This window comes from Pyxidicoccus trucidator (genome assembly GCF_010894435.1).
Lineage (GTDB): Bacteria > Myxococcota > Myxococcia > Myxococcales > Myxococcaceae > Myxococcus > Myxococcus trucidator.
The window spans coordinates 503,227-527,919 of record NZ_JAAIXZ010000007.1 but is presented as its reverse complement, the minus strand read 5'-3'; the positions used below and the strand labels follow the sequence as shown (position 1 = coordinate 527,919).

The 24,693-nt window shown below is 71.4% G+C and carries 17 protein-coding genes; 6 read left to right on the top strand and 11 right to left on the bottom strand.

Annotated features, from left to right (window positions below; genetic code table 11):
• Nucleotides 1-9: 9 nt before the first annotated feature.
• The 3 genes from G4D85_RS22285 to G4D85_RS22275 form a co-directional block, all read right to left on the bottom strand.
• On the bottom strand, nucleotides 10-2,346 hold the full coding sequence (locus G4D85_RS22285) for a PhoX family protein (protein WP_164015130.1): 2,337 nt from the start codon (nucleotides 2,344-2,346) through the stop codon (nucleotides 10-12).
• 118 nt (nucleotides 2,347-2,464) lie between these two features.
• Entirely contained in the window at nucleotides 2,465-3,028 is a 564-nt protein-coding gene (locus tag G4D85_RS22280; RefSeq protein WP_240359431.1) for a DUF192 domain-containing protein, read from the bottom strand.
• Entirely contained in the window at nucleotides 3,025-3,423 is a 399-nt protein-coding gene (locus G4D85_RS22275; protein ID WP_164015128.1) for a TIGR02266 family protein, read from the bottom strand. The genes G4D85_RS22280 and G4D85_RS22275 overlap by 4 nt, the downstream gene beginning before the upstream one ends.
• Nucleotides 3,424-3,448: 25 nt before the next feature.
• Here G4D85_RS22275 and G4D85_RS22270 point away from each other — a divergent pair, with 25 nt between their 5' ends.
• The 3 genes from G4D85_RS22270 to G4D85_RS22260 all read left to right on the top strand — a co-directional run bounded on the left by G4D85_RS22270 (nucleotide 3,449) and on the right by G4D85_RS22260 (nucleotide 6,963).
• Nucleotides 3,449-5,815, top strand: a complete 2,367-nt coding sequence (locus tag G4D85_RS22270; RefSeq protein ID WP_205525652.1) for a gluzincin family metallopeptidase — start codon at nucleotides 3,449-3,451, stop codon at nucleotides 5,813-5,815.
• A gap of 65 nt (nucleotides 5,816-5,880) precedes the next feature.
• The gene (locus G4D85_RS22265) at nucleotides 5,881-6,408 is read left to right on the top strand and encodes an SRPBCC family protein (protein ID WP_164015125.1); all 528 of its coding nucleotides are present in this window, start codon (nucleotides 5,881-5,883) and stop codon (nucleotides 6,406-6,408) included.
• Nucleotides 6,409-6,495: 87 nt separating this feature from the next.
• The gene (locus G4D85_RS22260) at nucleotides 6,496-6,963 is read left to right on the top strand and encodes a DUF4440 domain-containing protein (protein WP_164015123.1); all 468 of its coding nucleotides are present in this window, start codon (nucleotides 6,496-6,498) and stop codon (nucleotides 6,961-6,963) included.
• 41 nt (nucleotides 6,964-7,004) lie between these two features.
• Here the strand turns inward: G4D85_RS22260 and G4D85_RS22255 are convergent, their stop codons facing one another.
• The 5 genes from G4D85_RS22255 to G4D85_RS22235 all read right to left on the bottom strand — a co-directional run bounded on the left by G4D85_RS22255 (nucleotide 7,005) and on the right by G4D85_RS22235 (nucleotide 15,639).
• Nucleotides 7,005-7,976, bottom strand: a complete 972-nt coding sequence (locus tag G4D85_RS22255) for a homoserine kinase (protein ID WP_164015120.1) — start codon at nucleotides 7,974-7,976, stop codon at nucleotides 7,005-7,007.
• 187 nt (nucleotides 7,977-8,163) lie between these two features.
• Nucleotides 8,164-8,634, bottom strand: a complete 471-nt coding sequence (locus G4D85_RS22250) for an NUDIX hydrolase (RefSeq protein WP_164015118.1) — start codon at nucleotides 8,632-8,634, stop codon at nucleotides 8,164-8,166.
• Between the two features lie 11 nt (nucleotides 8,635-8,645).
• Entirely contained in the window at nucleotides 8,646-10,175 is a 1,530-nt protein-coding gene (locus tag G4D85_RS22245) for a DUF2380 domain-containing protein (protein ID WP_164015116.1), read from the bottom strand.
• Nucleotides 10,165-11,586: a hypothetical protein gene (locus G4D85_RS22240; protein ID WP_164015114.1), complete on the bottom strand. Its 1,422-nt coding sequence runs from the start codon at nucleotides 11,584-11,586 to the stop codon at nucleotides 10,165-10,167. Before G4D85_RS22240 ends, G4D85_RS22245 begins: the two co-directional genes overlap by 11 nt.
• A gap of 204 nt (nucleotides 11,587-11,790) precedes the next feature.
• Nucleotides 11,791-15,639, bottom strand: a complete 3,849-nt coding sequence (locus G4D85_RS22235) for an ATP-binding protein (protein ID WP_164015112.1) — start codon at nucleotides 15,637-15,639, stop codon at nucleotides 11,791-11,793.
• 347 nt (nucleotides 15,640-15,986) lie between these two features.
• Here G4D85_RS22235 and G4D85_RS22230 point away from each other — a divergent pair, with 347 nt between their 5' ends.
• Nucleotides 15,987-17,573: a tetratricopeptide repeat protein gene (locus G4D85_RS22230; protein WP_164015110.1), complete on the top strand. Its 1,587-nt coding sequence runs from the start codon at nucleotides 15,987-15,989 to the stop codon at nucleotides 17,571-17,573.
• A 20-nt stretch (nucleotides 17,574-17,593) separates the two neighbouring features.
• Here G4D85_RS22230 and G4D85_RS22225 read toward each other — a convergent pair whose 3' ends face one another.
• The 3 genes from G4D85_RS22225 to G4D85_RS22215 are packed head-to-tail and all read right to left on the bottom strand — an operon-like array spanning nucleotide 17,594 to nucleotide 21,588.
• On the bottom strand, nucleotides 17,594-18,091 hold the full coding sequence (locus G4D85_RS22225; protein WP_164015108.1) for a hypothetical protein: 498 nt from the start codon (nucleotides 18,089-18,091) through the stop codon (nucleotides 17,594-17,596).
• A gap of 7 nt (nucleotides 18,092-18,098) precedes the next feature.
• A complete protein-coding gene (locus G4D85_RS22220) occupies nucleotides 18,099-19,430 on the bottom strand; it encodes a cyclic nucleotide-binding domain-containing protein (protein WP_164015106.1) in 1,332 nt (443 codons plus the stop codon).
• 40 nt (nucleotides 19,431-19,470) lie between these two features.
• Complete coding sequence (locus G4D85_RS22215) at nucleotides 19,471-21,588, bottom strand: FHA domain-containing protein (RefSeq protein ID WP_164015104.1); 2,118 nt, start codon at nucleotides 21,586-21,588, stop codon at nucleotides 19,471-19,473.
• 177 nt (nucleotides 21,589-21,765) lie between these two features.
• Between G4D85_RS22215 and G4D85_RS22210 the strand changes: the two genes are divergently transcribed.
• Both G4D85_RS22210 and G4D85_RS22205 read left to right on the top strand, forming a co-directional pair.
• Nucleotides 21,766-23,247 carry a TldD/PmbA family protein gene (locus G4D85_RS22210; protein WP_164015102.1) on the top strand — a complete coding sequence of 494 codons (1,482 nt, stop codon included), beginning with the start codon at nucleotides 21,766-21,768 and terminating at the stop codon, nucleotides 23,245-23,247.
• Between the two features lie 17 nt (nucleotides 23,248-23,264).
• The gene (locus G4D85_RS22205) at nucleotides 23,265-24,611 is read left to right on the top strand and encodes a TldD/PmbA family protein (protein ID WP_164015100.1); all 1,347 of its coding nucleotides are present in this window, start codon (nucleotides 23,265-23,267) and stop codon (nucleotides 24,609-24,611) included.
• Nucleotides 24,612-24,693 lie beyond the last annotated feature (82 nt).

Sequence of the window (24,693 nt, the reverse complement as noted above, 5' to 3'; positions counted from 1 at the left end):
AGACAGCGACTACGGCCAGACGCTGAAGTTGTCCTCGCCCGGGTGCTGGACGCTGACGAAGAGGGTCTTCATGTCCGGGCTGAACGCGGGGCCGGTGGCCTCCGCGTCGCTCGGCACGGAGAGCACGCGGAACGCCTTGCGGAAGTACTCGCTGCCACGGTGCGCCGGGCTCTGGTTCAGGTAGTAGACGCTGTCGGCGACCTTGTTGAGGTTGAAGTTGCCGTCGGTGCCGAACCACACGCCGCCGTCACGGTCGATGGCGAGGTTGTCCGGCTTGCCCGCGGCGTACTCCGGCGCCGCGCTGAGCGAGGCCGTCTCGCCCTTCCACACGCGGAAGTACGCGAAGCTCTTCGAGCCCCCCGGCGCCGCCGTGTTCGCCTCGCGGATGGCGAAGAGCGAGCCCACGCGGTCCACGGAGCGGTTGTCCGTGGCGGCGCGGGTCTTCCGCACCCAGGCGCCCTCCGCGTTGCGCTCGGCGACGGCGATGCGGCCCTGCGGGTCCAGCGCGGTGACATCACCATGCTCGGTGAAGGCCACATACAGCAGCGGCGTGCCGCTGGGGTCCTTCGGGTTCCACTCCAGGTCCTCGGGGCGGTTGAGCTCCATCACCCCCACCTTGTTGGAGGCCGTCCACAGCAGCTTGCGCACCTGGTCGTTGTTCGCGAAGCCGCCAATGGCGTTGTAGCTGGCATCCCGCAGGGCAGCCCCCACCGTCAGCGTGGGCTGGCCAAAGGCCTCGGCGTTGGGCGCCACGTCCTCGCTGTCCAGGCTCAGCTCCACCCAGCGACCCTGGCCCGGAGCCTGCTCGGTGGGAATCGCGCCGCCCACCAGCGTGTCGCCCGTGCTGTTGTCCAGCCCGGCGAAGTGCGCGGCGTACAGCTTGCCGTCGTTGAGCAGGTCGCGGACCTGCTTCTTCGTCATGCCCTCGGTGTAGTTGCCGCCGGAGACGAACTTGTAGATGCGGCCACCGCGACGGTCATCGCCGCCGTACATGACGATGGGCTGGTTGGGGAGGAGCTTCCAGCTCGCATCCACCACGAAGGCGGCGTTCTCCCAGTGGGCCCGGCCCATGGCGCCCAGCTTGCGGTGGCCCACGCCCGGCCGCTCCGCGTCCTTGTCGTACCAGAGGTCGCCCGGCTGGCCCGGGTCGATCTCCACGAGGTAGCCATACCCGTCCTTCAGGTGGCTGGAGTTGGCATCGGGGCTCACGAAGTCACCCGACGTGGGGGCCGAGAAGTCCGGAGAGATGGGCGCCCCCGCCGCGAAGCCCACTGCATCCGGCTTCCAGTTGTTGCCATCCCACAGCGCGCCCTCCGGGTCGCCATAGGCGCCCTGGACGTTCTCCTCGCCCGTGAAGAGGGTGCCCCACGGCGTCTGCCCGCCGGAGCAGTTGGAGTGCGTGCCGGGTACCACGCCCTCGGCCAGCGCGGCGCCGCTGTCGTCGCGCTCCGTGCCGGACAGCGTCACGCCCACCACCTTCGCCAGCGTGGCGCTGGTGGCGTCGTAGCGCTTGTTGGCCGCGTTGCGGTCCACGGCCCACTCGCCGGTGGCCGGGTCCTGCACCACGCGAATCCACGAGCCGCCCACCTGCTTCTTCCACTCCTTGTTGTAGGTGATGAGCGCGTCGGCCTGCCACGTGGTGCCGTCCGTCACGTTGTTGGACAGCACACCCGTGTTGCGGAGGAACTTCGCGAAGTCCAGGTGCTGGCCGATGGGCGCCGTGCCCGTGCGCGGCTTCGTGCCGGAGACGTACTCGTGGTTGACCCACATCCAGCCCGCCGAGCCGTTGCCCGTGAACTGCGGCGCGTTGGCATTGGCGGACCAGCCGTCACCGAAGAAGGCGATGTAGTCCGCGTTGCCGCCGAAGCGCGGGCTCGTCCTGGCGAAGCCGATGGGGTCCATCCACTTGATGACCGTGGAGGAGAACAGCCCCGGCACCGTGCGCACCGTGTCCGTGGAGGCCGACGGCAGCGGGAACACCATGGGTGTCGGCATCTGCCCGGCGACCACCTGGTCCACACGCGCCTTCACGTACTCGGCCAGGTTGGTGGCGCCCGTGCCCAGGTCGCCGCGGAAGGTGATGGCAATCACCGAGGAGAGCGCCGTGCCCGCCTCCACGCCCGGAGCGCGGGTGACGGCGCCCGGACCCGGCTGGCCAGACGAGCCCGGACCCGCGGGGCCCTGCGGGCCATCCTGGCCGTCCTGCCCCGGAGCGCCGTCGTCGCCCTCCTGGCCGGAAGAACCTTGTGGGCCGCCAGGGCCCTGCTCACCCTCGCAGCCAACGGTGACCACGGTGCTGCCGAGAAGCATCGCGCTGGTCGCGAGCCCCAGAAGACGAGAAGACATGAAGAACTCCCTCCAAGGTTGGTCGCGGGCCCGGGGCCGCGCGAACGCGGGCGCATCCTGGGGAGGCCGTGTGGCAGCCACTTGGAAGGTACGTCACTTCTTCATCACAGCGTGACGCTCAGGGGACGATGCGCACCCCGGCCACGCCCTCGAACTCCACGGCGGTGTCCTTGCGGATGCCCTTCTGCTCCGTCCAGCCTCCGGGCACCTCCAGCACGTACTGGCTGGGCAGGCCCACCGAGCGGGACTGGAGCGTCCTCGGCACCGCGCGCGACACGATTCCGACGATGCGCAGGTCCGTGCCGATGAAGAGCATGTCCAGCGGGATGAGCGTGTTGCGCATCCAGAAGCCCTGGACCTCCTCCTCCGGGAAGAGGAAGAGCATGCCCTTCCCGTCGGCCAGCTCCTTGCGCCACATCAACCCCCGGGTGCGCGACTCCGGCGTGGCGGCAATCTCCACCTCCACGCGGTGCACGCCTCCAAAGGCGTCCTTGAGCCGCACATACCCTCGCGGCAGCGGCTGCATGACGTAGTCCTCCGCGATGATGTCGGTGACAGGGGGCTTCGTGGGGGCCGCCTTCGGCGCGGACGCGGAACGGGGCGGGCTGCCCTGCGCCTCCTGCTGGCAGCCGGCCAGCAGCAGCGCCGCCGTCAGCCACGCGCCTCGGACGAGCCCCCTCACGCGTGCGGATGCAGCGGCTTGTTGAGGAGCTTCTCCGTCAGCTCGGCGCCGAGGCTGTCGGACATCAGCCGCTCCACCACGGTCTCGAACTCCACCCGCTGGCCCTCGCTGCTGTAGATGAAGCGGATGCCCATGCCGGGCTCCTCCGCGTCCGCCTTGGACCACACCACCTCGCCCAGCAGCTCGAAGGGCGCCTCCCGGTGGGGCACGGTCAGCTTGAAGAGGAAGCGCGTACCGATGGGCAGCGGCTTCTTCGTCTTGATGAAGGTGCCACCCTTGCTGATGTTCTTCGTGTAGTCCGCGAAGAACGAGTTGAGCTTCTTGTAGTCGACCTTCAGCTCGATGGGCGCGCGCCCGTGCTGGCGGCCCTCGGGACCTGTCTTCTGTTCGGACATGCTGGCCGGGAGTATAGGGGAGGCCATGCGGCAAGTCCTCACCCGTGCCCTGGGCCTCTTGCGCCGCCCGGCAGTCCTGGCCACCGTCCTCCTCCTGGCGGGCGGCGGGTCGGCGCTCGTCCTCGTCCCCCTCTTCGGCGTGCCCGGCTTCGAGCTCGCCCTGGCCCTGTCCATCGCCCTGGGCCTGCTCGGTGGGGGGACGGGCATCGCCGCCGCCGCCCAGGAGCGCCGCCTGCTGCTGGGGGTGGACCCCCGCCCCCCCGGCGCCACGCGGGAGCAGGCCCCTGGCGCCGCCGTGGGCCGCGCCCTGGGGGCCGCCCTGGTCCTCAATGTGGGTGTGCTGGTGCCCCCCTTCCTGGCGGCCACCCTCTTCGCCCTGCTGCGCACCGAGTGCGACCCGTTCGAGTTGGTGGGCTTCTTCCCCCTGCTCACCCTCCCCTCGGCCGTGCTGTCGGCGGCGGCGGGCGTCTTCTGCGGCTTCAAGGCGAAGCGCCCGGCCCGGGCCGTGGGCCTCTATGCGCTTCTGGTCCTGGTGTCGGCCGTGCCCACGGTGTGGCCCATCGTCCTGGGCCCCCAGGTGTTCGCCTTCAACCACTTCCTGGGCCACATGCCGGGGCCGCTGTACGACGAGGCGCTGGTGATTACGCCGGCCCTGGGCTGGTTCCGCCTGGAGACGCTGCTGTGGGCCTGGGTGCTGGCGGGGCTCGCCGCCGCGCTGCTGGACCCGGGCTCCGGCCGGCTGGGCCGCTCCGGCCTGCGCGCCGGGTGGCTGGCGGTGCTGGCGCTGCCGCTGACGGCCATCGTCCTGATGGAGACCCGCGGCCCCGAGCTGGGCCTGAGGATGACGGATGAGTACCTCGCCGAGACGCTGGGCGGCGTCCGGGAGACGGAGCACTTCCGCCTCCACTACCCCCGGGGCAAGCAGCGCGAAGAGGTGGACCGGCTGGCGCGGGACATGGAGTTCCGCTGGATGCAGACGCAGCGCTTCCTCGGCGTGGCCCCCACCGGGCGCATCCAGGTGTGGCTCTACAAGGACGAGAAGCAGAAGCAGCGGCTGGTGGGCGCCGGCCGCACCCAGTACGCCAAGCCCTGGCAGCTCGCGTTCCACATCCAGGACAAGCCCTTCCCCCACAACACGCTCCACCACGAGCTGGCGCACGTCATGGCCGCCCCCGCCGGCAGCGGCCCCTTCCGTGTCACCACCCGGCTGGGCGTGTGGCCGCTGATGGGCATCATCGAGGGGTACGCGGTGGCGGCGGACGGCCCGGTGCAGGGCGACCTCACGCTGCACCAGTGGGCGGCGGGCATGCGCCGGCAGAAGCTGGCCCCGGACATGCGCAAGCTGATGGGGCCGGAGGGCTTCTACCAGTCCGCGCCCGCCCGCGCGTACACCGTGGCCGGCTCGTTCCTGCTGTACCTCGCGGAGACGTACGGCGCCCAGAAGCTGCGCGCCGTCTACGCCAACGGCGACTTCGACGAGGCCTATGGCCGCCCCCTGGCCGAGCTCGTCTCGGAGTGGGAGCGCCACGTGGACGCGCTGCCCCTGGACGACGCCGCCGTGGCGCGCGCCTTCGCCCGCTTCCGCACCGGCAGCCTCTTCACCCGCGCCTGCGCCCGCGAGGTGGCCCGGCTGTCCGAGTCCGCCCGCGAAGCGCTCGCCAGCGACGCGGAGGACTCGCTGGAGCGCTACCGCCGCGCCGCGGAGCTGCAGCCCGAGGAGCCCGGTTTCCGCCTGGGGCAGGCCACCGCGCTGTCCGTCCTCGAACGCTACGACGACGCGGCGGCCGTGCTGACCACGCTGGCGGACTCCGAGCGCGTGAAGGGCCAGGCCGTGCTGGAGGCGGAGGTGGCCATGGCGCGCGCGGACGTCGCGATGCGGCGCGAGCAGCCCGACGAGGCCCGCCGCTTCCTCGACGCCGTGCTGGCGAAGGACGCCGGCCCGGAGCTGACCCGCACCGCGCAGGTGAAGCTCGCCGCGCTGGACTCGCCCGCGCGCCGGGCCCCCATCGACGCCTACTTCCGCGCGCCCCAGGAGGAGCTGCGCCTGCTGCTGCTGTCCCGCGCCCTGGAAGCGCTGCCCGGAGACCCGTACCTCCGCTACCTGCTGGGCCGGCGGCTGCACCAGGTGGGCGCTCCCTCGCTCGCGGGGGAGGAGCTCCAGCGGGCCCTCGCCGCGGAGGGCCTGCCGGAGGCGCTCCGGCGCGAGGCGGTGAGACTGCGGGTGGAGTCCGCCTACCTCGCCGGGGACTGCGGCGCGGTGCGGCACGAGGTGGGCGCGCTGCCCGACTTCGGCGCCGCCTTCCGGGCCACCGCCGACGAGTGGCGGGAGCGGTGTGATTTCGAGGAGACGACCTTCCGGGGCCCCCTCGTGCCACGTCAGGCTTTCCGCTAGCCGGGGTTTCCGCTAGGCAGGAACCCGACAACGGCGACGTACCAGCTCAGCCAAGGAGGAAGCGGATGCGGTTCGAGACGAGGCAGCGAATCCAGGGGACGGTGGACGAGGTGGAGCGCGCGCTCCTCGACGAGCGGTACTTCGAGTTCCTCCTGAAGCACCACGGCGTCCTGCTGGAGCTACAGCCGCTGGAGGTGAAGACCGAGGGCGACCTCGTGCGCCGCAAGGTGCGCTACCGCCCCAAGCCCGTCATCCAGAGCATCGGCCCCAAGCAGGTGCCGCCCGAGTACTTCGCCTTCATCGAGACGTCCACGTACGACAAGCGCCGCAAGGAGCTGTCCTTCACCAACGTGCCCACGTCGAACACCATCTCCAAGATGCTGGTCAACACCGGCAAGCTGTCCCTGCGCGACGTGGGCGGCGGCCAGACGGAGCGCTCGCTGGACGGCGAAATCACCCTCAAGCTGCCCTTCCTCATGAAGCCGCTGGCCATGATTGGCGAGAAGATCATCCAGAGCGAGGGCCTGAAGATTCTCGACAACGAGGTGCCGGTGCTCAACCGGTTCATCGCCGAGGTCATCCGCAAGGGCTGACCTCCTGGGCGGCCCCCGCCCCGGCCGGCCGGGCGGGGCCTGGGGAATGGGTTGACTTCTTCTCGGTTGTCCTCGTAAGGCCCCGCCATGCTCAAACGCTTCCTCGCCCTCAGCGTCCTGTCCCTCCTGGTCGCCTGCGCCCCGAAGCGCATCCCCGGCACCGAAATCGCCGACACCACGGACACGCGCGCCATCCTCCAGGTCATGGAGCAGTACCGCGCCGCGTTGGAGGCCCGTGATGCCGCCGCCATCCAGGCGCTGGTCACCAAGGACTTCCGTGAGGACGCGGGCACCCCGGCCGAGCTCGAGGACGACCTCACCGCCGCCAACCTCGGCCCCTACCTGGAGAACCTCTTCAAGCAGCTCCAGTCGCCCAAGGTGGAGCTGGACGTGCGCCGCGTTCAGGTGGGTGAGAACGTCGCCGCCGCCGTCTACTACTGGAAGGCGAGCTGGCGGATGCCGGGCCTCAGCCCCCGGCCCCAGCGCGAGTCCGAGCTGGAGCAGATGGTCTTCCGCCGCGAAGACGGCGGGTGGAAGATTGCCTCCGGCATCTGAGACGGCACGGGCCCCGGAAGCGACTCCGGGGCCTTGGGGCCTCACAGCCCCAGCAGCCCCACCAGTCCCTCGGGCCCCATGGCCGCCAGCGTGCGGGCCCGGTTGAGGTACGTGCGGTAGTCCTTGCGCGTGAGCTTGTCCGGCGGCAGCGGCGACAGGTGGTAGTCGCGGATGCGGCTGGCGGTGAAGCGCACCGCCCCGTAGAGCGCGTGGCCGAAGAGGTTGCCCCGCTCCACGGCCGACAGGGGCCGCACGTCCTGGTAGCCGCGTATGAAGGCACGGCACAGCTCCGGCAGGTACTGGCCGCCGTCGAAGCACCAGGCGTTGAGCGTAATCGCCACGTCCAGGCCGTACGCCTCGCGGCACGCCATCTCGAAGTCGAAGAAGGCGCCCACGCGCTCGCCGAGCCACTTCACGTTGTCCATGAAGAGGTCCGCGTGGATGACGCCGCGGGGCTCCAGCCCCTGCCGCACCACCTCCGCCTTGCCCAGGTAGCGCTCCAGCTCGGCCGCCACGCGGGCCAGCTCCGCGTCCGGGTGCCCCGTCAGGCCGACAATCCACCCGTGCACCGTGCCCGGGCCGTAGGGGTTGTCGCGCGAGCCGGAGAAGGACTGCGTGTCCCGGTGCATCTTCCCCAGCTCCGTCCCCAGCGCCTCCAGGTGGTCGGAGGTGAGGTGCGGGTGGCGCAATTCCTCGCCCGGCAGCCAGCGGAAGACGCTGACGCGACCGCCCTCCAGCTCCAGGAAGGGGGCGCCGTTTCGCGGCGTCAGCAGCACGGGCCCGGGGAAGTGGAACTCGGCCAGGTGCGCCAGCAGCGCGGACTCGAAGCGCAAGTCGTCGGAGGAGCGCACGGTGGTGTGGCGCATGAAGTAGCGCCCGCCCTCCGTCTCCAGCCGGTGGTTGGTGTTGATGGACCCCTGGGGAATGGGCACCACCTCCCGCACCGCTCCCAGTCCGTACGCCTCCGCGACCCGAGCGAAGGCCTCGGGTGGCAGCGCCGTGTGTACCGCCATTGCGCGCACCTCCGGGGCCAGTATGCACCAGCCGCGTCCGGGGGCAGGTGCCGCCGGGGGCTGGGAGGTTACCAGGGGCGATGGGTCGCGCGCCCCCGGCCTCCCAGAGTGTCAATCTGACGCCTCGTTTCCTGGAATCACGCTGCGACGGCCTGAATCCAGCCAGACGAAGAACTTCCGTTGCCGGTCAGGCTTCTTCGTCGGGGAGGAGCGTCCGGAGCAGCTCGTCGTCGGGGCCAAGCGGGCGCCAGCCGGGCGGAGGCGGATTGGCAAGAAGCGCGTCGCCAGCCCGGTCAACACGCTCCTTATGTGTTTCGGGGGTGTAGCCGAACCATAGGCCGAGTGCCTTGGCGACCTTGAAACGGTTGGCGTCGTCCAGCACGGCCGGCCAGCCATTGGGGAGGCTCTCAGCCAGTTCACGCACGAGCTGTCCGCGAACCAAGCGCGTGAGCTGATTGCTCCGCTCCGCCTCGGCAACCAGTCCGCTGAACACCTGCACTCCGGCGACCTCGCCCTCGCCTAGCTCCTCAGCAAGTTCCACCAGCGAGGCGGTAGGGCGTGCCTCAGCAAAGGCGGTCAGGCAGTCATAGCCACGGTCGCGGACCCGCTCATACAGGCGCGCCTTCCAGTTGCCGTCCCAAGGATGACTGGCGGTCATCGGCTTCTCCCTCAGACAAAGTTCATCGGGATGTAGTAGCGCTTCAGGTTCACCGCGACGATGTCCAGGACCTCATTGCGCGTCAACATTCGGCCGGCTTTCGTCTCGGCCTTGGACAACACCTCCATGAGCATCCGGTTCCATTCGCCGGGCCACATGCGCCCCAGCTTCCAGTTCCCACCGCCGTGAATCGCCTCGTGGTGCGCCCTCTCCAGCCGGACGCAGAACTTGTCGATGTCCATGTCGCCCTTGAAGCCTCGCTGCTCGAACCACTCCCGGTGCTCTTTCGGCAGGACGTGGTGCTTCGGAGCTTCGGACATGCCCGCCCCGGCGCGCCCCGTCACCTTCATGCCGCGCACCTCCGGACTGTCCCCCAGCGCCTCGCGTACGCCCCGCGGCAAGTCTCCCTGCGCCTGCGCCATCATCACCTGCCCGCCGTGGATGCGGACAGCAGCGCTGGCGACCGGAATCGAGATGACGCCCGCCTGAACGAGCCGCCGAATCCTCTCCACCCACTCGGCGGAGACCACAATCCGTGAGCCCGCCATGACTCCGCCCGAGCCCATGACGAGGCCCACGCCGAGTGTCGCGGGAGCGGCGGGCGGCAAGCGGGGCAGCGACATCTTCAGCGCCGAAACCATGGTGAGCATGTCCACGAACTGCATCACCGCCAGGGTCTTCCCGAAGTTCTCCATGGACCTGCGTGCGCCGTCGCGGATGGAGCCGAACTCGCCGGAGAGCTGCCCCATCAACTGGGGCATGGCCAGGGCCGCGGCCTCGACCTGCTCGGAGTCTCCTGACGCGAGCGCCGCCAGGGTGGGCTCCATCAGTCCCTGCACGCGGCGCATGTCCACAAACAGCCTCTCGACGCTGTAGGCGGGGCATTCGCGGAGCACGACATCGGCCAGGGTGAGGAAGTCGAGCCATGCGGACAACAGCATGGCGCCGAACAGGGCGCCCTGGAGGCGAGGGCCCGTCATGCGGAGGATGCCCAGCTCCATGTCCGAGTCCGAGACTTCCCCGGCAGCAGCGACCAGCGCCGTCGTGCTCCCCAGCGCGCCGCGAAGCCAGGTCAGCTGGTTGGAGCCATGGTCGAGGCTGCGGGTGAACACGCCATTGACTCCGGTCAGGCCCAGGTTGCCCAGGCTCGTGGGGGGACGGCTGGCCAGCTTCGAGAGTGCGCTGGCGACATTGTCCGTGGAGCCCTTCACGTCATCCACCGCTCCGAGCACGGCTTGCCGTACCTGGGAGGTGCTCGCGGCAGCGGCGCCCGCTACGCCGCCAGAGGCCGCCCCCATTGCATCGTCCCGTGGCTCCACACGCCGGTGCAGCCGCCGCTCCAGCACTTCAGGCTCCGCCACGACCCGCGAAGGGGAAACCCGGGCGCGCGGACGCTCCTCGCTCGGCCGTTGCGTCAACGTGGGGCTCGTGGCACCGAGCGGCATGTCGCTCAGGCCTCCGCGTCGGTTGGGTGCTCGCGGCAACGACGCGCAGCCGGTGGCGAGCACGGCCACGCACAGCAGCAGGGCGTCAGCGCGCATGGTCCACCCCCAGGCCCACCGAAGCGAAGGCCCCCGGCCGCGGCGTGCCATCTGCTTCCGGGAACAGCAGCGTCCCTCCCGTGCCCACCGCGTAGAGCTTCCCCTTGAGGAATCGCCACCGTACTTCCGCCGCGCCGAGGTAGCGCGCTCCAGGCTGCCCCATGCCCACGCCCAGCCCCTTCACCGCGACTTCAAGGCTGCGCTCCAAGAGCTGCACCGCGACGCGCCCGTCCACGTCGAAGCGCCCCCAGGAGAAGGCTTCCGCGCCCACTGTCAGCACCAGGTGCCGTTGCAGCCCTCCGTAGCTGACGGCATCCCAGCCCACCTTCAGCTCGCCATGGACGGAGTAGCCAGAGGGGAACGGAGCTTCCGCCAGCGCCCCGCCGTCAGGGCCCGCCGCCCGGAAGCGCGCCAGCTCGTAGTCCGGGCCGAAGAATCCCTGCCGGAAGCCGCCGTGCTGCCGCCTCGCTTCCAGACGCACCTTCAGGTCCAGCGTGGACGTCAGTGCATCGAGGCCGACGCCCACGACCGCGCCCCATGCGCCACCCTCCCCGGGCCTTCCACCCCAGCCAGCAATCACGTGCGCCTCATGCGTCGGACGCACCCTCACCACGGCCGTCGCGTCCAGGTGCGCCAGCGTCACCGAGGGCGCGCGTCCGCCTGCCCGGCCCCAGTCATGCACGGCGGACAGCGCCAGCGTGTAGCGGCCCGGCTCTCGCGGCTTGCCGAAGAGGACGTGCTGCATGTCCAGGGCGAACTCGGCGCCCATGAGACGCGCGCCCAGCACGTCCGAGGCGAAGGCATGTGTATAGAGCGGCCCCGCCGTGCCGGTGAGGATGCCTCCTGCCGGGTGGTAGTCGGGATGGGTGCGGTTGGAGTAGCGCCGCACGAGATGGCCGGACAGGAGGGTGTAGTTCTCCAGCGCGCCGAACCACACGGCCAGCGGCGAGTGCTCCGAGCCCAGCTTGAGGCCGCGCACGAGCTGTCCCCAGTCGGAGAGGCTGTCCCAGTCCTCCCGCCGCACGACGCCCTTGCCCTCACCGCCGCCCCACAGCCGCAGCCGCAGGGGCGCCCCCACGTTGACGCCAAACTCCGGGCCCCCGTCGATGATGAACGTGGGCTCGATTTGAGCGAACCCTTCCTCCGCGCCCACGCCCGCACGCGGCAGCAACGCCCACGTCGTCGCCTCCAGGCGCGTCAGGGAGTGCCACTTGCGCGGCGAGGGCATCGCGACGGGCGCGGCCGGCTCCGGCTCCGGTGCGGGAGGCGCTTCAGCCGGCGTCTGCGTCGCGGGCGCTTCCCCTGGCTCGGGAGTGGCCGGTGGCTCGGCGATTTCCTCCGTCCACGCGACGCACGGCAACAGCAGCAGCGGCACCAACAACACAGCGGCCCGGCTTCGCCTCACGCGCATACACGGCTCCTGTGAATGCCCCCAAGCCGGGGGATGGAGGACACACGCCTCCCGTCCAGCTCGGCAGCAGCGTCGGGCCCGTCATCATTGCTCAGCGTTGCTGGGGAAATGCGCGCGGCCTGTTACCGGCTCGAAAGGCCAGTGCGAGCGGCCCGGCAATGAAGCTCGCCGCAGACTGGCGAATGGGTCCCGGAGGCCGGCACCTCATTCCCCCTGCATGCCGTACCCGGACAGGGACACGAGGACCGCCAGCAGCTCCGTGGGGTCCACCGGCTTGGGCACGTGGGCCTGGAAGCCGGCGAGCAATACGCGCGTGCGGTCCTCCGTCCGTGCGTAGGCCGTCAGCGCCGCCGCCGGGGTGCGGCCTCCCTGGGAGGCGGGCAGCGCGCGCACCTTCCGGATGAAGCCATAGCCATCCTCGCCGGGCATGCCGATGTCCGACACCAGCACGTCGGGCCGCTCGCGCCGCAGGGCCTCGAGCCCCTCGTCCGCGGAGGCCACCACCGTCACCCGGGCGTCGCAGCCCTCCAGCAGGGCGCGCAGGAACTCGCGGGTGTCCGGCTCGTCATCCACCAGCAGCACGCGCAGCCCGTTGAGCCGCGGGGGACAGGCGAGCCCCCCTCGCGGCTCGGGCACCTGCGGCGCGGTGAGCAGCGCCACATCGTCGCGCAGGGCCACCGACAGGGGCAGCCGCACGACGAAGGTGGCCCCCTGCCCCTCGCCCCGGCTCGACGCCGTCACGGTGCCGCCATGCATCTCCACGAGGTGCCGGACGATGGACAGCCCCAGGCCCAGGCCCCCGTACTGCCGCCGGGTGCCGCCGTCGGCCTGGCGGAAGCGCTCGAAGACGTGGGGCAGGAACTCAGCGGAGATGCCCATCCCCGTGTCCGCGACGGTGATGTCCACCGCGGACTCGCGCCGCTCCACGAAGGCCTGGACGCGCCCGCCCCGGGGGGTGAACTTCACCGCGTTGGCCAGCAGGTTCCACACCACCTGCTGCAGGCGGTGCGAGTCCCCCATGACGTGGCCCGTGGAGTCCAGGGCCGCCTGCAACCGGATGCCCTTCGCCGCCGCCGCCGGGCGCACCGACTCCAACGCCTGCTCGACGACGTGGCTCACCTCGACGGGCATCACGTCCAGCTTCATCTTCCCGGACAGGATGCGGCTGACGTCGAGCAGGTCTTCAATCAGCTGGCCCTGTGCCCGAGCGTTGCGCTCCACCGTCTCCAGCGCGCGCTCCCGCCGCTCCGGGGGAAGGCTGCCGCTGCGCATCAACTGCACCCAGCCCAGCATGGCCGTCAGGGGCGTGCGCAGCTCGTGGCTGACGGTGGAGAGGAACTCGTCCTTCAGCCGGTTGGCCTCCTCCGCTTCCTGGCGCGCGTCGCGCTCGCGCGCCAGCAGTCGCTCCCGCTCCGCCTCCGCGCGCCGCGCCTCCGTCATGTCGCGCGCGGCGGCGTACATGAAGCCCTCCTCGACGACGGGGGCCGCGGCCCAGGCCAGCCACTTGTAGTCCCCGTTCCTGCACTGGTAGCGGTTCTCGAAGCGGACCGTCACCTGGCCCTGGGAGAGCTTCTCCATCTCCGCCAGGGTGGCGGGCAGGTCCTCGGGGTGGACCAGCGAGAGGAAGGGCCGCGCGTAGAGCTCCTCCTCGCTCCACCCCAGCGTCTGGGGGAAGGCCGGGTTGACGCGCCGGAAGTACGCATCCAGGCCGGCGATGCAGAACAGGTCGGGCGCCAGTTGGAAGAAGCGCTCGCGCTCGGCCTCGGCCCGGCGCTGCTCCCGCAGGGCGCGCGCCGTGCGGATGGAGCCCTCCACCCGCGCCAGCAGCTCCCGTGCGCTGAAGGGCTTGACGAGGTAGTCGTTGGCGCCCGCCTTGAGTCCCTCGACGGTGGCCTCCTCACCGGCCCGGGCGGACAAGAGAATGATGGGCACGTCCGCCGTGCGTGGGTCCTTGCGCAGCGCCTCCAGCAGCTCGAAGCCGTCCAGCCCCGGCATCATCACATCCGTCAACACCAGGTCCGGCACCCGGGCCCGGGCGGCGTCGAGCGCCTCCGCGCCGTCGCGCACCGGCTCCACCCTCCAGCCCGCGGCGGCGAGGATTCGGGCCACGTAGTCGCGCATGTCCCCGTTGTCATCCGCCAGGACGATGCGCCCCAGCTCCCGCGCCGGGGCGAGGGGGCCGGGCAGGGCCACCGCGTCCGTCGGCTCGGGGGCGGAGGACGCCTCGCCCAGCCACTGGAGCGCGTCCTGGACGAAGGGCGCCGCCCCCGTGTGCGTCGCCGGGAGCGGGCTGGCCGTGCCGAGCCGCTCCTTCGGCAGGTGCGCCGTCCCGGTGGGAATGGACACGGTGAAGGTGCTCCCCTTCCCCGGCGCGCTCTCCACGCGCACGCTTCCGCCGTGCAGCCGCACCAGCTCCTGCACCAGGGCGAGGCCGATGCCACTGCCCTCGATGGACCGCCCGCGCGTCTGCTCCAGCCGGTAGAAGCGCTCGAAGATGCGCGGCAGCTCGGCCTCGGGGATGCCCACGCCCGTGTCCCGCACGGCCAGCTCCACGTGGTCGCCGTGCCCGCGCAGGGTGACGCGCAGCTCGCCCTCCAGGGTGAACTTGAAGGCATTGGAGAGCAGGTTGAGGACCAGGGTCTCCCACATGCCCCGGTCCACCCAGACGGGCGCGTCCAGGGGCGGGCAGTCGACGACGAGCCGCAGGCCTGCCTTCTCCGCGGCCGAGCGGAACGCGCTCGCCAGGTCCCGCGTCAGGGCGGCGAGGTCCGTGGGCTCATAGAGCGAACGCATGCGCCCGGCCTCGATGCGCGAGAACTCCAGCAGCGCGTTGACGAGCCGCATGAGGCGCAGGCCGTTGCGGTGAACCAGCAGCTGCCGCTCCCGCTGCGCGGGAGGGAGCGGGTGGCGCGTGTCGGCGAGGCTGTCCTCCACCGGCCCCAGCATCAGCGTCAGCGGGGTGCGGAACTCGTGGCTGACATTGCTGAAGAAGGCCGTCTTCGCCCGGTTCAGCTCGGCCAGCGCCTCGGCCCGCTCCTCGGCCTCCTGGAGCGCCCGCACGTTGGCGATGGCCGTGGCCACCTGTCCGGCGACGAGCTCCAGGAAGCTGAGGTAGCGCTCGTTCAAGGCGAGGTGCGGGCTCACGCCCGCGACGAGGACGCCCGCTGGCGCCTCCTTGCCCGGACGCACCAGGGGCAGCACCAGCGCCGACTCCAGGGCGGCCGAGGCCCCCACCGGCACGAGGGGCCCGAAGCGCCGCGCCAGGCCCTCCACCCGCGCGGCGCGCCCGGTGCGTAGCACCTCACGGATGGACCACTCGTCCTCGAGGTCCTCCGCGGCGCCCCTGCCGGGGACGTGCTCCAGGCTGCGCGTGGCGGCCGGCGCGGGCCCGGTGGAAGCAGCGAGGCGCGCCACCCCGGAGGCCTCGTCCAGCAGGTACAGGCGGCAGAAGGGCAGGTCCGCGAGGTTCTCCTCCAGCACGCCCGCGGCGAGCACGCACGCGGCCTCCGCCGTCTTCGCCCCGCTCGTGCGCGAGGGCAGCGCCTGTAGCATGCGCAGGCGGCGCTCACTGAGCACCTGCCCCGTCGTCTCGTACACCGCCGTGAAGACGCCGCCGATGCCCCCGGACTCGTCCTGGATGGGGCTGTAGGAGAAGGTGAAATAGCACTCCTCGGTGAAGCCCCGGCGCATGGCGAACAGCAGCGTGTTCTCGGACCAGGTGGCCTCGCCCCGGTTCAGCACCCCCTCCAGCATGGGGCCGACGATGTGCCAGATTTCCGGCCACACCTCGCGGCCGCGCGTCCCCAGAGAGCGGGGATGCTTCGAGCCGAGGATGGCCATATAGGCGTCGTTGTAGAGCATCACCAACTCCGGCCCCCACCAGACGAACAGGGGGAAGCGGGAGTTGAGGCACGTGCTGACCGAGGTGCGCAGGGACTGAGGCCATTGCTCCACGGGCCCCAGCGCCGTCTTGGACCAGTCGGTGGAGCGCATCAGCGCCCCCATCTCCCCGCCGCCGCTGAGCACAGCCTCGGCCGCAGTGTGTTGCCTCATCGAGCTTCCCCGTGTCGGTGTAGAGGTGCCGGGGCGACGAACGCCTGGAGGCTCGCGGTGCTCCTGCGAGACTCGTCGCCACCAGCCCGCGAAACGCGTCCAGTGCCACGAAGCGGGGCCGTACCAGAGGCCCGGACCCACGGCGATGTGAATGTCCACCACCCTCCAGCGCTGAACACCCGCACCCGCCCGAGCGCCGGCCTGCTCCCGCGCTCACGCAGACCGGGAGTCCTGGCGAAGGACATCCACCGTTGACACCCGAGGGGGGCATCCCTATCTGTGCCCGGCCCCTATACTCGTCAAGCGGGCAGGACCGTCCGGAATCACCCAATCCAGCAGGGGGAAACATGCCCACGGGCACGGAAGGGCGCAGGGACTGGAAGCGGCGCGAGAGCTTCAGGAGCGCGCTCCTGCAGGTGGGCGTGGTGGCCCTGCTGCTGGTGGGTGCGGTGGCGTACTTCGTCCACCGGGGCGGCGTGAGGAAGCAGACCGAGGAGCGCCTGCGCTCGGCCCGCGCCGCCGCCCAGCGCGGCAACCCGGCCGACCTCACCCAGGCCATGAAGGAGCTGGAGGCCCTCTTCCAGGTCAATGAGTCCTCGCGTGACGGCCACGCCCTGGCCGCCGACATCCAGACGGTGCTGTGGCTGGAGCACCGGCTGCCCGGCGCGGACGCCAGGGCCCGCGAGTTCCTGGGCCGCGCGGAGCAGCTCGACTCCCGCTCCGGAGAGCGCTACGGCGCCCGCGCCCTGCACCTGCTGGCGGAAGGCAAGGCGGCCGAGGCGGAGAAGTACCTGGAGGACCTCAAGACGCAGGGCGCCAGCAGCCCGAAGCTGACGCTGGCGCTGGCCATGGCGCTCCAGGCCCGGGGCGACCTGCCCGGCGCGCGGCAGGCCTTCGCCCGGGCCGCGGAGGTTGCCTATCGAGACCCACGCTTCACCACCGCGTACGGAGAGGCGCTCCTCGACGAGGGCCAGTACGCCCCGGCGATGGAGGCCTTCGGCAAGGCCACCAGCGTCAACCCGGACCACCTGCTGGCGCGCGTGTCCCTGGCGCTGGCGCGGGCGTGGCAGGGCCGGAAGCTGGAGGAGGCCCAGAAGACGCTGGCCGACCTCCAGGCCCGCGACGCGGAGCTGACGCCCGTCGTGAAGTCCCGCGTCGGGGTGCTGAAGGCGGAGCTCGCGCTGGCCCGGGGCGCGGCGGACGAGGCCGTGCAGGCGGCGGACGCGGCGCTCCAGGTGTGGCCGGAGGACCACTACGCCCTCTTCGCCCGCGCCCGCGCGCTGGCGGTGAAGAAGGCCCCCGAGGCCCGCGCGGCCTTCGAGGCCGCCGTGGCGAAGCGGCGCACCGCCCCCCTCCTCTACCTGGACGGCGCGCGCGCCCTGCAGGGCGCGGGTGACGGCCCCGGCGCGCTGGCGTTGCTGGACGCGTACGAGGCCACCTTCCGTCCCGTGCAGGTGACGACGGCGGACGGGAAGCAGGTCAGCACGCTGGAACAGGACGGCCGCTACTGGCTGGCCCGCGGCGGCGTGCTGGAGGCGGCGGGCCGCCAGGACGAGGCGCTGGGCGCGTACGACAAGGCCATCTCCGCGCGCGGCGTGGGGCTGGCCCGGGCGCAGTACGCCAAGGGCGCGCTGCTGCTGGCGCGCAAGGACTACGCGGGCGCGAAGCCGCTGCTGGCCACGGTGGCGCCGGACAGCGGCGCGGGCACGCTGGCCGAGGCCTATACCGCCATGGGCGACCTGCTCTTCGCCCAGAGCGAGTACGCCGCCGGCTGCCAGCACTACTACTTCAGCCTGGTGCGCGCCCGCTCACAGGGCACCCCGCGCGAGGAGCTGTCCGCGCGAATCGAAGGCATCAAGAAGGGCCTGGAGTCCGCGGGCCAGGGCGCCATGGCCAAGGCGTGGATGACGGAGACCGGCGTCCTGCTCCAGTAGGGCGGGCGCCGGCCGCTTCGCTACAGCAGGTCCGTCGGGTTGATGGCGCGCTGCTTCGCGCGCACCACGCGCCACTCGCCGTCCGCTTCCTTCTCGAAGGTGCCTTCGATGTAGTACGCGTTCAGCACGCTGCTGGCGGCCAGGTCCTGCACCTTCTCCGCCTCCGAGCGGCCGAAGATGAAGCGGGCCTGGAAGGTGCCCTGCGTGGGGGACACCTCCTGCACCTCGAGGTTCGTCACGAAGACGCGGACCCACTGACCGCGCAGCACCTGCGCCGTCAGCACGCCGCGCACCTCCTTCTTCCCCCACCCGCCGCCGTCGCTCCGAAAGCGCTCGGACACGCTCTCCATCACCTCGCCGACGTCCTTCGCCTCGGCGGCGCGGGTGATTTCCACCACCTTGCGGGTGATGGCCTCCTGCACGCCCGGCTCCGCGCGCGGCCAGAAGAAGAGCACGGCCCCCGCGGCCAGCAGCGCCAGCGCCACCCCCACCACCCGCGAGCGGGACAGCGTCACCATGGCCGCCTCATGCCGCCTCGGGCTCGAGCACCAGCTCGTCGGCGTCGATGATTTCGGCGGGCCGCAGCGCCTCGCCAATCTGCTTCAGGCGCCGGTCCGACAGCTGCTCCAGGTACGTGCGGATGTGCGGGAAGGTCTTCACCAGCTCGTGGAACGCGGAGCGCTCCAGGAAGGCCGCCGCCGTCTTGCGCGTGGCCTCCACCGTGGCCGACGCGCGCAGGCCCGTCAGCAGCGAGATTTCCCCCGCCACGTCGCCCTCGCGCAGCACGCCCAGCGTCACCACGCCGCCCGCCGGGTCCTCCTTCTGCACCACCAGCTCTCCGGCGAGCACCAGGAACAGGCCCGGGGAGTGCTCACCCTCCACCAGCGCCTTCTCGCGCGGCTGGAGCGCCCGGAAGGCGAAGCGCTGGAGCATGGCCCCGCGCTCCGACTCCGGCAGCGTCTGGAACATGGGCGAGGTGGCCATGAGGTTGCGCGCCATGCGCTGCTGCGCGAAGTCCGCCAGCACCTGCGGCACCGCCGGGTGGTTCTTCGCCACCGCGTTGAGGTGCTCGCGACGAATCTCGAACACCTCCGTGTCCGACACCGCCGTCACCGTCGCCGTGGGCGTCGCGCCCGTCAGCAGCGCGATTTCACCGAAGATGGAGCCGCCGCCGAGGAAGCCCAGCGTGCGCGCCTCACCCTCCATCTGCCGCGTCACCTCCGCCTTGCCCGCGACGAGCACGTAGAGGTGGTCGGTCGGCTCGCCCTCGCGGCTCACCACGTCCTCCGGCTTCACCCGGCGCCACGCCATGCGGCCCACCAGGTCCAGGAAGGCGTCCCGGTCCAGCTCCGCGAACAGCGGCAGCGGCGGCCGGCTGTTGGGGTCAGCCGAGCCACCCGGGTCCGTCGCGGCCAGCACTTCGATGGCGCGGTTGGACAGCTCCTCGCCCTGCAGGCCCATCAGGTCCGTGTCCACCTTGCCGTCGTACAGCACCTCCGGCGGCAGGGGCGGCGGCACCGCGGCGCGGCCCGGCGCGTTGCGCACCGCGCGCGCGTGCACGCGGATGAGCGTCTCCTTCAGCCGCCGCTCGTTCGGGGACAAATCCAGGCCCTGCTTGCACGCGGCCATCGCGGACAGCAGGTAGTCGCGCCGCAGCAGGCCCTCCGCGCAGGCGTGGTAGGCGGTGACGGCGCGCTCACGCTCTCCCAGCTCCGCCAGGCTGCGGGCGGCCAGCATCCGCGAGCGATGGTCCGCGGGGACGCGGCGTACCGCCTCGGCGAACACGGCGAGGGCTCGCTCGAACTGGCGCTCCTCGATGAGGTCCATCCCGAGCTCACGCAGCGACGACTCGTTCATCCCATGTCTCCACAGCCAGTCAGTGTTTGCTTGCCGCAGCTCACGGCTGCAGCTCGCCCAGGTACATCTCGGCCTTGCGCTTCACTTCGGAACCTTCGGAGGCCGTCTCGATGATGACCTTGAACTTCTCCGCGGCCGCCTGCGGATCCCGGTCGCGCTGGATATAGGCCTGGAGGTAGAGCTCCTCCACCTTCTTCTGCAGGGACTCCAGCCCGTCGCGCGCGCGGCCGTCGCCGGGGTTGAGCCGCAGCGCCTCGCGGAAGCTGGAGCCCGCGGCAGCCAGGTCTCCCCGCTTGAGGGCCGCCTGCCCCGCCGCCACGGACGAGGACGCGAGCTGCTCATCGAGCGAGTTGCCCAGCGAGCTCATGAAGCCAATCTGCCGGTACAGCTCCGACGCCCGGCGCAGCGGCTTCGCCGCCGCCTCCAGGGCGTTGGAGGCCAGCTTCTTCTGCCCGTCCTCCAGGTTGCGCTGGAACTGGGGGATGAGGCGCTTGAGGGACATGGACCGGTCCTTGACCTCCTTGTCCCCCTTGAACTTGTCCACCACCCGGTCGCACTCCAGCACCGCGCGCTGGTACTCGCCGCCGTTGAAGCGCCGCTCCACGTCGACGAAGGCCTCCTCCATGAACTGCTTGCGCTTCTCCTTCGCGTTCTGCGCGGCGCGCGCCTGGGCGTCACGGCCGCGGCGCTTCTCGTCCGCGGACTGCTTCGCCAGCTCCGCCTCCAGGGCCGCCAGCTTCTCCTCGTACGCGGGCCGGTTCATCGGGGGCAGCGTGTCCAGCAGCGGGCGGATGACCTCCGGGTCCCGCGTCTCGAGCGCCTCGTCCACCTGCTGGATGCGCCACGCCAGCTGCTTCTCCTCCAGCTCCGCCGCCAGCTTGCCGCGCACCTCGTCCGTCTTCGCCGTGCCCTCGGGCGCCTCGGCCAGCTTCTTGCGCGCGTCGTCGAAGCGCTTCTCGTCGATGAGGCCGCGCACGGCCTGGAACGCGTCCAGCACGTCCTGCTGCTTGCGCGCCGCGCGGGCCAGGCCCTCCTCGTCCACGCCGGGCAGCAGCTTCTCCGCCTCCCCGACGAGGCGCACCGCGTTGGCGTAGTCGTCCGCGCGCACGGACTCGCGCGCCTTCTGCATCAGCAGCTTCGCCCGCTCCACGTTCGGGTCCACCGGCGGCGGAGGCGGCGGGCCCTTGGGCATGAAGATGAGCCCGGCCACCAGGAAAACCACCACGACGCCCGCCACGCCGACGAGCGCCTTCTGCTTGTTCGTCAGCCCCATGCCCGACTTCGCCGCGCTGGCGCGCGTGGGAGGCCGGGGACGGGCCACCACGGAGGTACCCTTGTCCTTGTTCTTCTCGTTCCGGAGCACGTCCGCCAGCTTGTAGTTGGCGTTGGTGGCCTCGTTCAGGCGCGGGTCGCTCGGGTCCAGCTCGCCACCGCGCGCGGACGTCTGCGACTTGCGGGCCTCCTGCGCCTCCTGCGCGGCCTCCTCGCGCTCCTTCTTCTCCTCGGCCTCACGGGCCTCGGCCTGGGCGCGCAGCTCCTTTATCTGCTCCGCCTCGTCCACGAAGCGCAGGCGCGTCTTGCCCACCGACAGCTCGTCGCCGTGCTTCAGCACGCACTCGTCCACGCGCTGGTCGTTGACCTGGGTGCCGGAGACGCTGCCCAGATCGCGCATCACCACGCCATTCTGGCCGTACACCAGCTCCAGGTGACGGCGGGACACCGACTGGTCCTCGAGGCTGAAGTCGCAGTCCTTGTTGCGGCCGATGACCATCCGCACGCTCTGGAAGCGCTTCTTGCGGCCCCGGTCCGGCCCCGCCAGCACCACCATCTGCACCGGGGGGCCCGCGCGCGTGGCCTCCGGGTTGTCGTCGTCGTCCTCGCGGCCGCGCTCCTCCTCCACGTCCTGCACGGAGGCCACGCGCGTCATGTCCCGGCGCGAGCTCTGCGCGCCGCTGGCGTCACCGTACAGCTCCGGGTTGGGAGGACCGTCCTCGGGGTAGCCCTCCTCCCCCGTCAAGGGCGCGGCGAAGTCCTCGTCCTCGGACGAGGGCGTGCCCCGGGGTGGCCGGTTCCGGCCGGGTGACTTGGGGTCTGCTCCCGAGCCGCCGCCGGAACGGCCGGCACCAGCGCGGGAGGAGGGAGGAGGACGAGGAGGCATGGGGTGGGTTCCAGTCTCGAAACGGCGGACATCTTAGAGCGCCGTTCCCACGGTGGGAATGCAGACTGGTGGATCATCCGGGAAAGAAGGGCGGGCATTGTGCGTTGCTCCGGGCGGCGCCGCCTCCTATGTAGGTGCCCACATCCCCCAACGGCTTCACTCCGGGAGTCCCTGACCATGCCCCGAGCCTCAGCGTCCCCACGGCGCGCCCCTGCTTCCCAGCTTGCCCCCCCGGTGGCCCGGGGGCCCTCGGCCGCCCCGCTGCTGCCCCAGCCGCTCGTCGAGCGCCTGCTCGCCGTCGCCATGGAGCGCGGGGGTGACTTCGCGGAGGTGTACGTGGAGCGCACGCTCACCACCGCGGTGATGCTGGAGGAGTCGCGCATCAAGAGCGCGCAGACGGGCCTCATCCAGGGCGTCGGCGTGCGCGTCATCTCCGGGGGCAAGGTGGGCTATGCCTACTCGGACGACTGGGACGAGCCGGCGCTGCTGCGCGCGGCCTCCACGGCGGCGATGATTGCCCAGGGTGGCGGCGCCGAGCGCAGCTTCGCGGTGCGCCGCGCCGCGGTGCCCAGCTACTACCGCGTCGGCACCCCGCTGATGGACGTGGAGGTGTCGCTGAAGACGGCCCTGCTGACCCGCGCCGACAAGGCGGCCCGCGCGTTCGACTCGCGGGTGAAGCAGGTGAATGCCACGTACGTGGACCAGACGCGCCGCATCGCCGTGGCCAACACGGAGGGGCGCTACACCGAGGACACCCAGGACTTGTGCCGCATGGCCGTCCAGGTGGTGGCCCAGGGCAAGGGCGGCGAGCAGCGCACCGGCATGTACGGCGGCGGCGGCCGGGTGTCCTTCTCCCACTGGGACGGCTTCCCGCCGGAGTCCGTGGGCCGCGAGGCCGCGCGGCAGGCGGTGGCCACGCTGGGCGCGGTGGACTGCGCGGCGGGCCCGCAGACGGTGGTGCTGGCGCCGGGCTGGAGCGGCATCCTCCTGCACGAGGCGGTGGGCCACGGCCTGGAGGCGGACTTCATCCGCAAGGGCACGTCCCTCTTCGCCGGCAAGCTGGGGCAGAAGGTGGCGTCGGACCTCGTCACGGTCATCGACGACGGCACCGTGTCCAGCGGCCGCGGCTCCATCAACATCGACGACGAGGGCAACCCCGGGGAGCGCAAGGTCCTCATCGAGAACGGCGTCCTCAAGAACTACCTCTATGACGGCCTCAACGCGAAGCTGATGGGCCAGCGCACCACCGGCAGCGGACGGCGCGAGTCCTTCAAGCACCTGCCGCTGCCGCGCATGACGAACACCTTCCTCGCCCCCGGAGACCATGCCCCCGAGGACATCCTCAAGGAGGTGAAGCGCGGCCTGTATTGCGCCACCTTCGGCGGCGGGCAGGTGGACATCACCAACGGCAACTTCGTCTTCGAGGTGAGCGAGGCGTACCAGATTGAGGACGGGAAGCTGGGCCGGCCGGTGAAGGGCGCCATGCTCATCGGCGTGGGGCCGGAGGCGCTGAAGAACGTGACGCGCGTGGGGACAGACCCGATGCCGGACCCCGGCATGGGCGTGTGCATGAAGGATGGGCAGATGCTGCCGGTGGGCGTGGGCCTGCCCACGCTGCGCATCGACAACGTCACCGTCGGCGGAACCAAGGTCGCCTGAGAGAGGGAGCGCCAACCATGGACTACCAGCAGCTCGCGAAGAAGATTGTCCAGCGCGCGAAGAAGAAGGGCGCCCAGCAGGCCGAGGCCTTCCTGGAGGTGGGCCGCCAGAGCAGCGTGCGCGTGCACGAGGGACAGATTGAGGACCTCACCCAGTCCACCAGCAAGGGCGTGGGCGTGCGTGTCCTCGTGAAGGGGCGCATGGGCTTCGCCTATACGTCCGACTTCGAGCCCGCCGCCCTGGACCACATCATCGACCAGGCGGTGAAGCTGGCCGGGGCCGCCGCGCCCAACAAGCTCAACGGCCTGCCCGCCGGCAGGGACCTGGGCCGCTTCGGGGAGACGGGCCTCCTCTTCGACACGAAGGTGGCGGAGCTGCCCGGCGACTGGAAGATCAAGGCCGCGCTCGAGGTGGAGAAGGCGGGCCGCGCCGAGGACTCGCGCGTCGTCGCCTTCAACGCGGTGGGCGCCGGGGACTTCGTCTCCGAGGTGTACGTGGCCTCCACGGAAGGGCTGTCCGGCGCCTACTCCGGCACGTACGTGTTCCTCTACTCCATGCCGGTGGCCTCGGATGGCGCGGGCCTGCAGACGGGCTACTGGGTGGACTACAAGCGCTTCCTGGACGACCTGGACTCGCCCGAGTCCGTGGGCCGCGAGGCGGCGCGCCGCGCGGTGCGCATGCTGGGCGCGAAGCGGGTGAAGACGCAGCAGGTGCCGGTGGTGTTGGACCCGCTGGTGGCCTCCAACTTCGTCTCGGACCTGGCCGCCGCGGCCAACGGCAACGCCGTGTACCAGCAGGCCAGCGTGCTGGCGCCCCTCAAGGGCAAGCGGCTGGCGGGCCCGCACGTCACGCTGGTCGATGACGGCCTCCTGCCGCGCGGCCTGGCCACCGCGCCCTTCGACGGCGAGGGCGTGCCCACGCGGCGCACTCCCATCCTCGACAAGGGCGTGCTGACGGGCTTCCTCTACGACGCCTTCACCGCGCGCAAGGCGAAGGCGCGCACCACCGGCAACGCGTCCCGCAGCTACAACGGCCTGCCCGCCATCGGCACCACCAACCTCTACCTGGAGGCGGGCACGAAGTCGCCCCAGGAGCTGCTGCGCGAGGTGGACAGCGGCCTGTACGTGACGGCCCTGCTCGGCCACGGCACGGACCCGGTGACGGGCGAGCTGTCCGCCGGCGCCAACGGCCTGTGGATTGAGAAGGGCGAGCTGACGTACCCCGTGCAGGAGGTGACGGTGGCGGGCAACCTCCTCCAGATGCTCCAGGACCTGGATGGCATCGGAAACGATTTGCAGTTCCGCGGAGGCTCGGTGGGCGCGCCCACTGTCCGCTTCCGGCAGCTCACCGTCTCGGGAGAGTAGCCCTACCCTCCGCGTCACCCTAGCGTGGACCTACGCGGGGCCCCTGCCACATGTCAGTGGCCCCGCGTACAACCCGAGGCAG

Coding starts and splice junctions, on each gene's coding strand:
- G4D85_RS22240 (WP_164015114.1), bottom strand. CDS start 11,586: ATGCGCGTGAGGCGAAGCCGGGCCGCTGTGTTGTTGGTGCCGCTGCTG.
- G4D85_RS22235 (WP_164015112.1), bottom strand. CDS start 15,639: ATGAGGCAACACACTGCGGCCGAGGCTGTGCTCAGCGGCGGCGGGGAG.
- G4D85_RS22270 (WP_205525652.1), top strand. CDS start 3,449: ATGCGGCAAGTCCTCACCCGTGCCCTGGGCCTCTTGCGCCGCCCGGCA.
- G4D85_RS22210 (WP_164015102.1), top strand. CDS start 21,766: ATGCCCCGAGCCTCAGCGTCCCCACGGCGCGCCCCTGCTTCCCAGCTT.
- G4D85_RS22250 (WP_164015118.1), bottom strand. CDS start 8,634: ATGACCGCCAGTCATCCTTGGGACGGCAACTGGAAGGCGCGCCTGTAT.
- G4D85_RS22230 (WP_164015110.1), top strand. CDS start 15,987: ATGCCCACGGGCACGGAAGGGCGCAGGGACTGGAAGCGGCGCGAGAGC.
- G4D85_RS22205 (WP_164015100.1), top strand. CDS start 23,265: ATGGACTACCAGCAGCTCGCGAAGAAGATTGTCCAGCGCGCGAAGAAG.
- G4D85_RS22260 (WP_164015123.1), top strand. CDS start 6,496: ATGCTCAAACGCTTCCTCGCCCTCAGCGTCCTGTCCCTCCTGGTCGCC.
- G4D85_RS22215 (WP_164015104.1), bottom strand. CDS start 21,588: ATGCCTCCTCGTCCTCCTCCCTCCTCCCGCGCTGGTGCCGGCCGTTCC.
- G4D85_RS22255 (WP_164015120.1), bottom strand. CDS start 7,976: ATGGCGGTACACACGGCGCTGCCACCCGAGGCCTTCGCTCGGGTCGCG.
- G4D85_RS22265 (WP_164015125.1), top strand. CDS start 5,881: ATGCGGTTCGAGACGAGGCAGCGAATCCAGGGGACGGTGGACGAGGTG.
- G4D85_RS22275 (WP_164015128.1), bottom strand. CDS start 3,423: ATGTCCGAACAGAAGACAGGTCCCGAGGGCCGCCAGCACGGGCGCGCG.
- G4D85_RS22220 (WP_164015106.1), bottom strand. CDS start 19,430: ATGAACGAGTCGTCGCTGCGTGAGCTCGGGATGGACCTCATCGAGGAG.
- G4D85_RS22245 (WP_164015116.1), bottom strand. CDS start 10,175: ATGCGCGCTGACGCCCTGCTGCTGTGCGTGGCCGTGCTCGCCACCGGC.
- G4D85_RS22285 (WP_164015130.1), bottom strand. CDS start 2,346: ATGTCTTCTCGTCTTCTGGGGCTCGCGACCAGCGCGATGCTTCTCGGC.
- G4D85_RS22225 (WP_164015108.1), bottom strand. CDS start 18,091: ATGGTGACGCTGTCCCGCTCGCGGGTGGTGGGGGTGGCGCTGGCGCTG.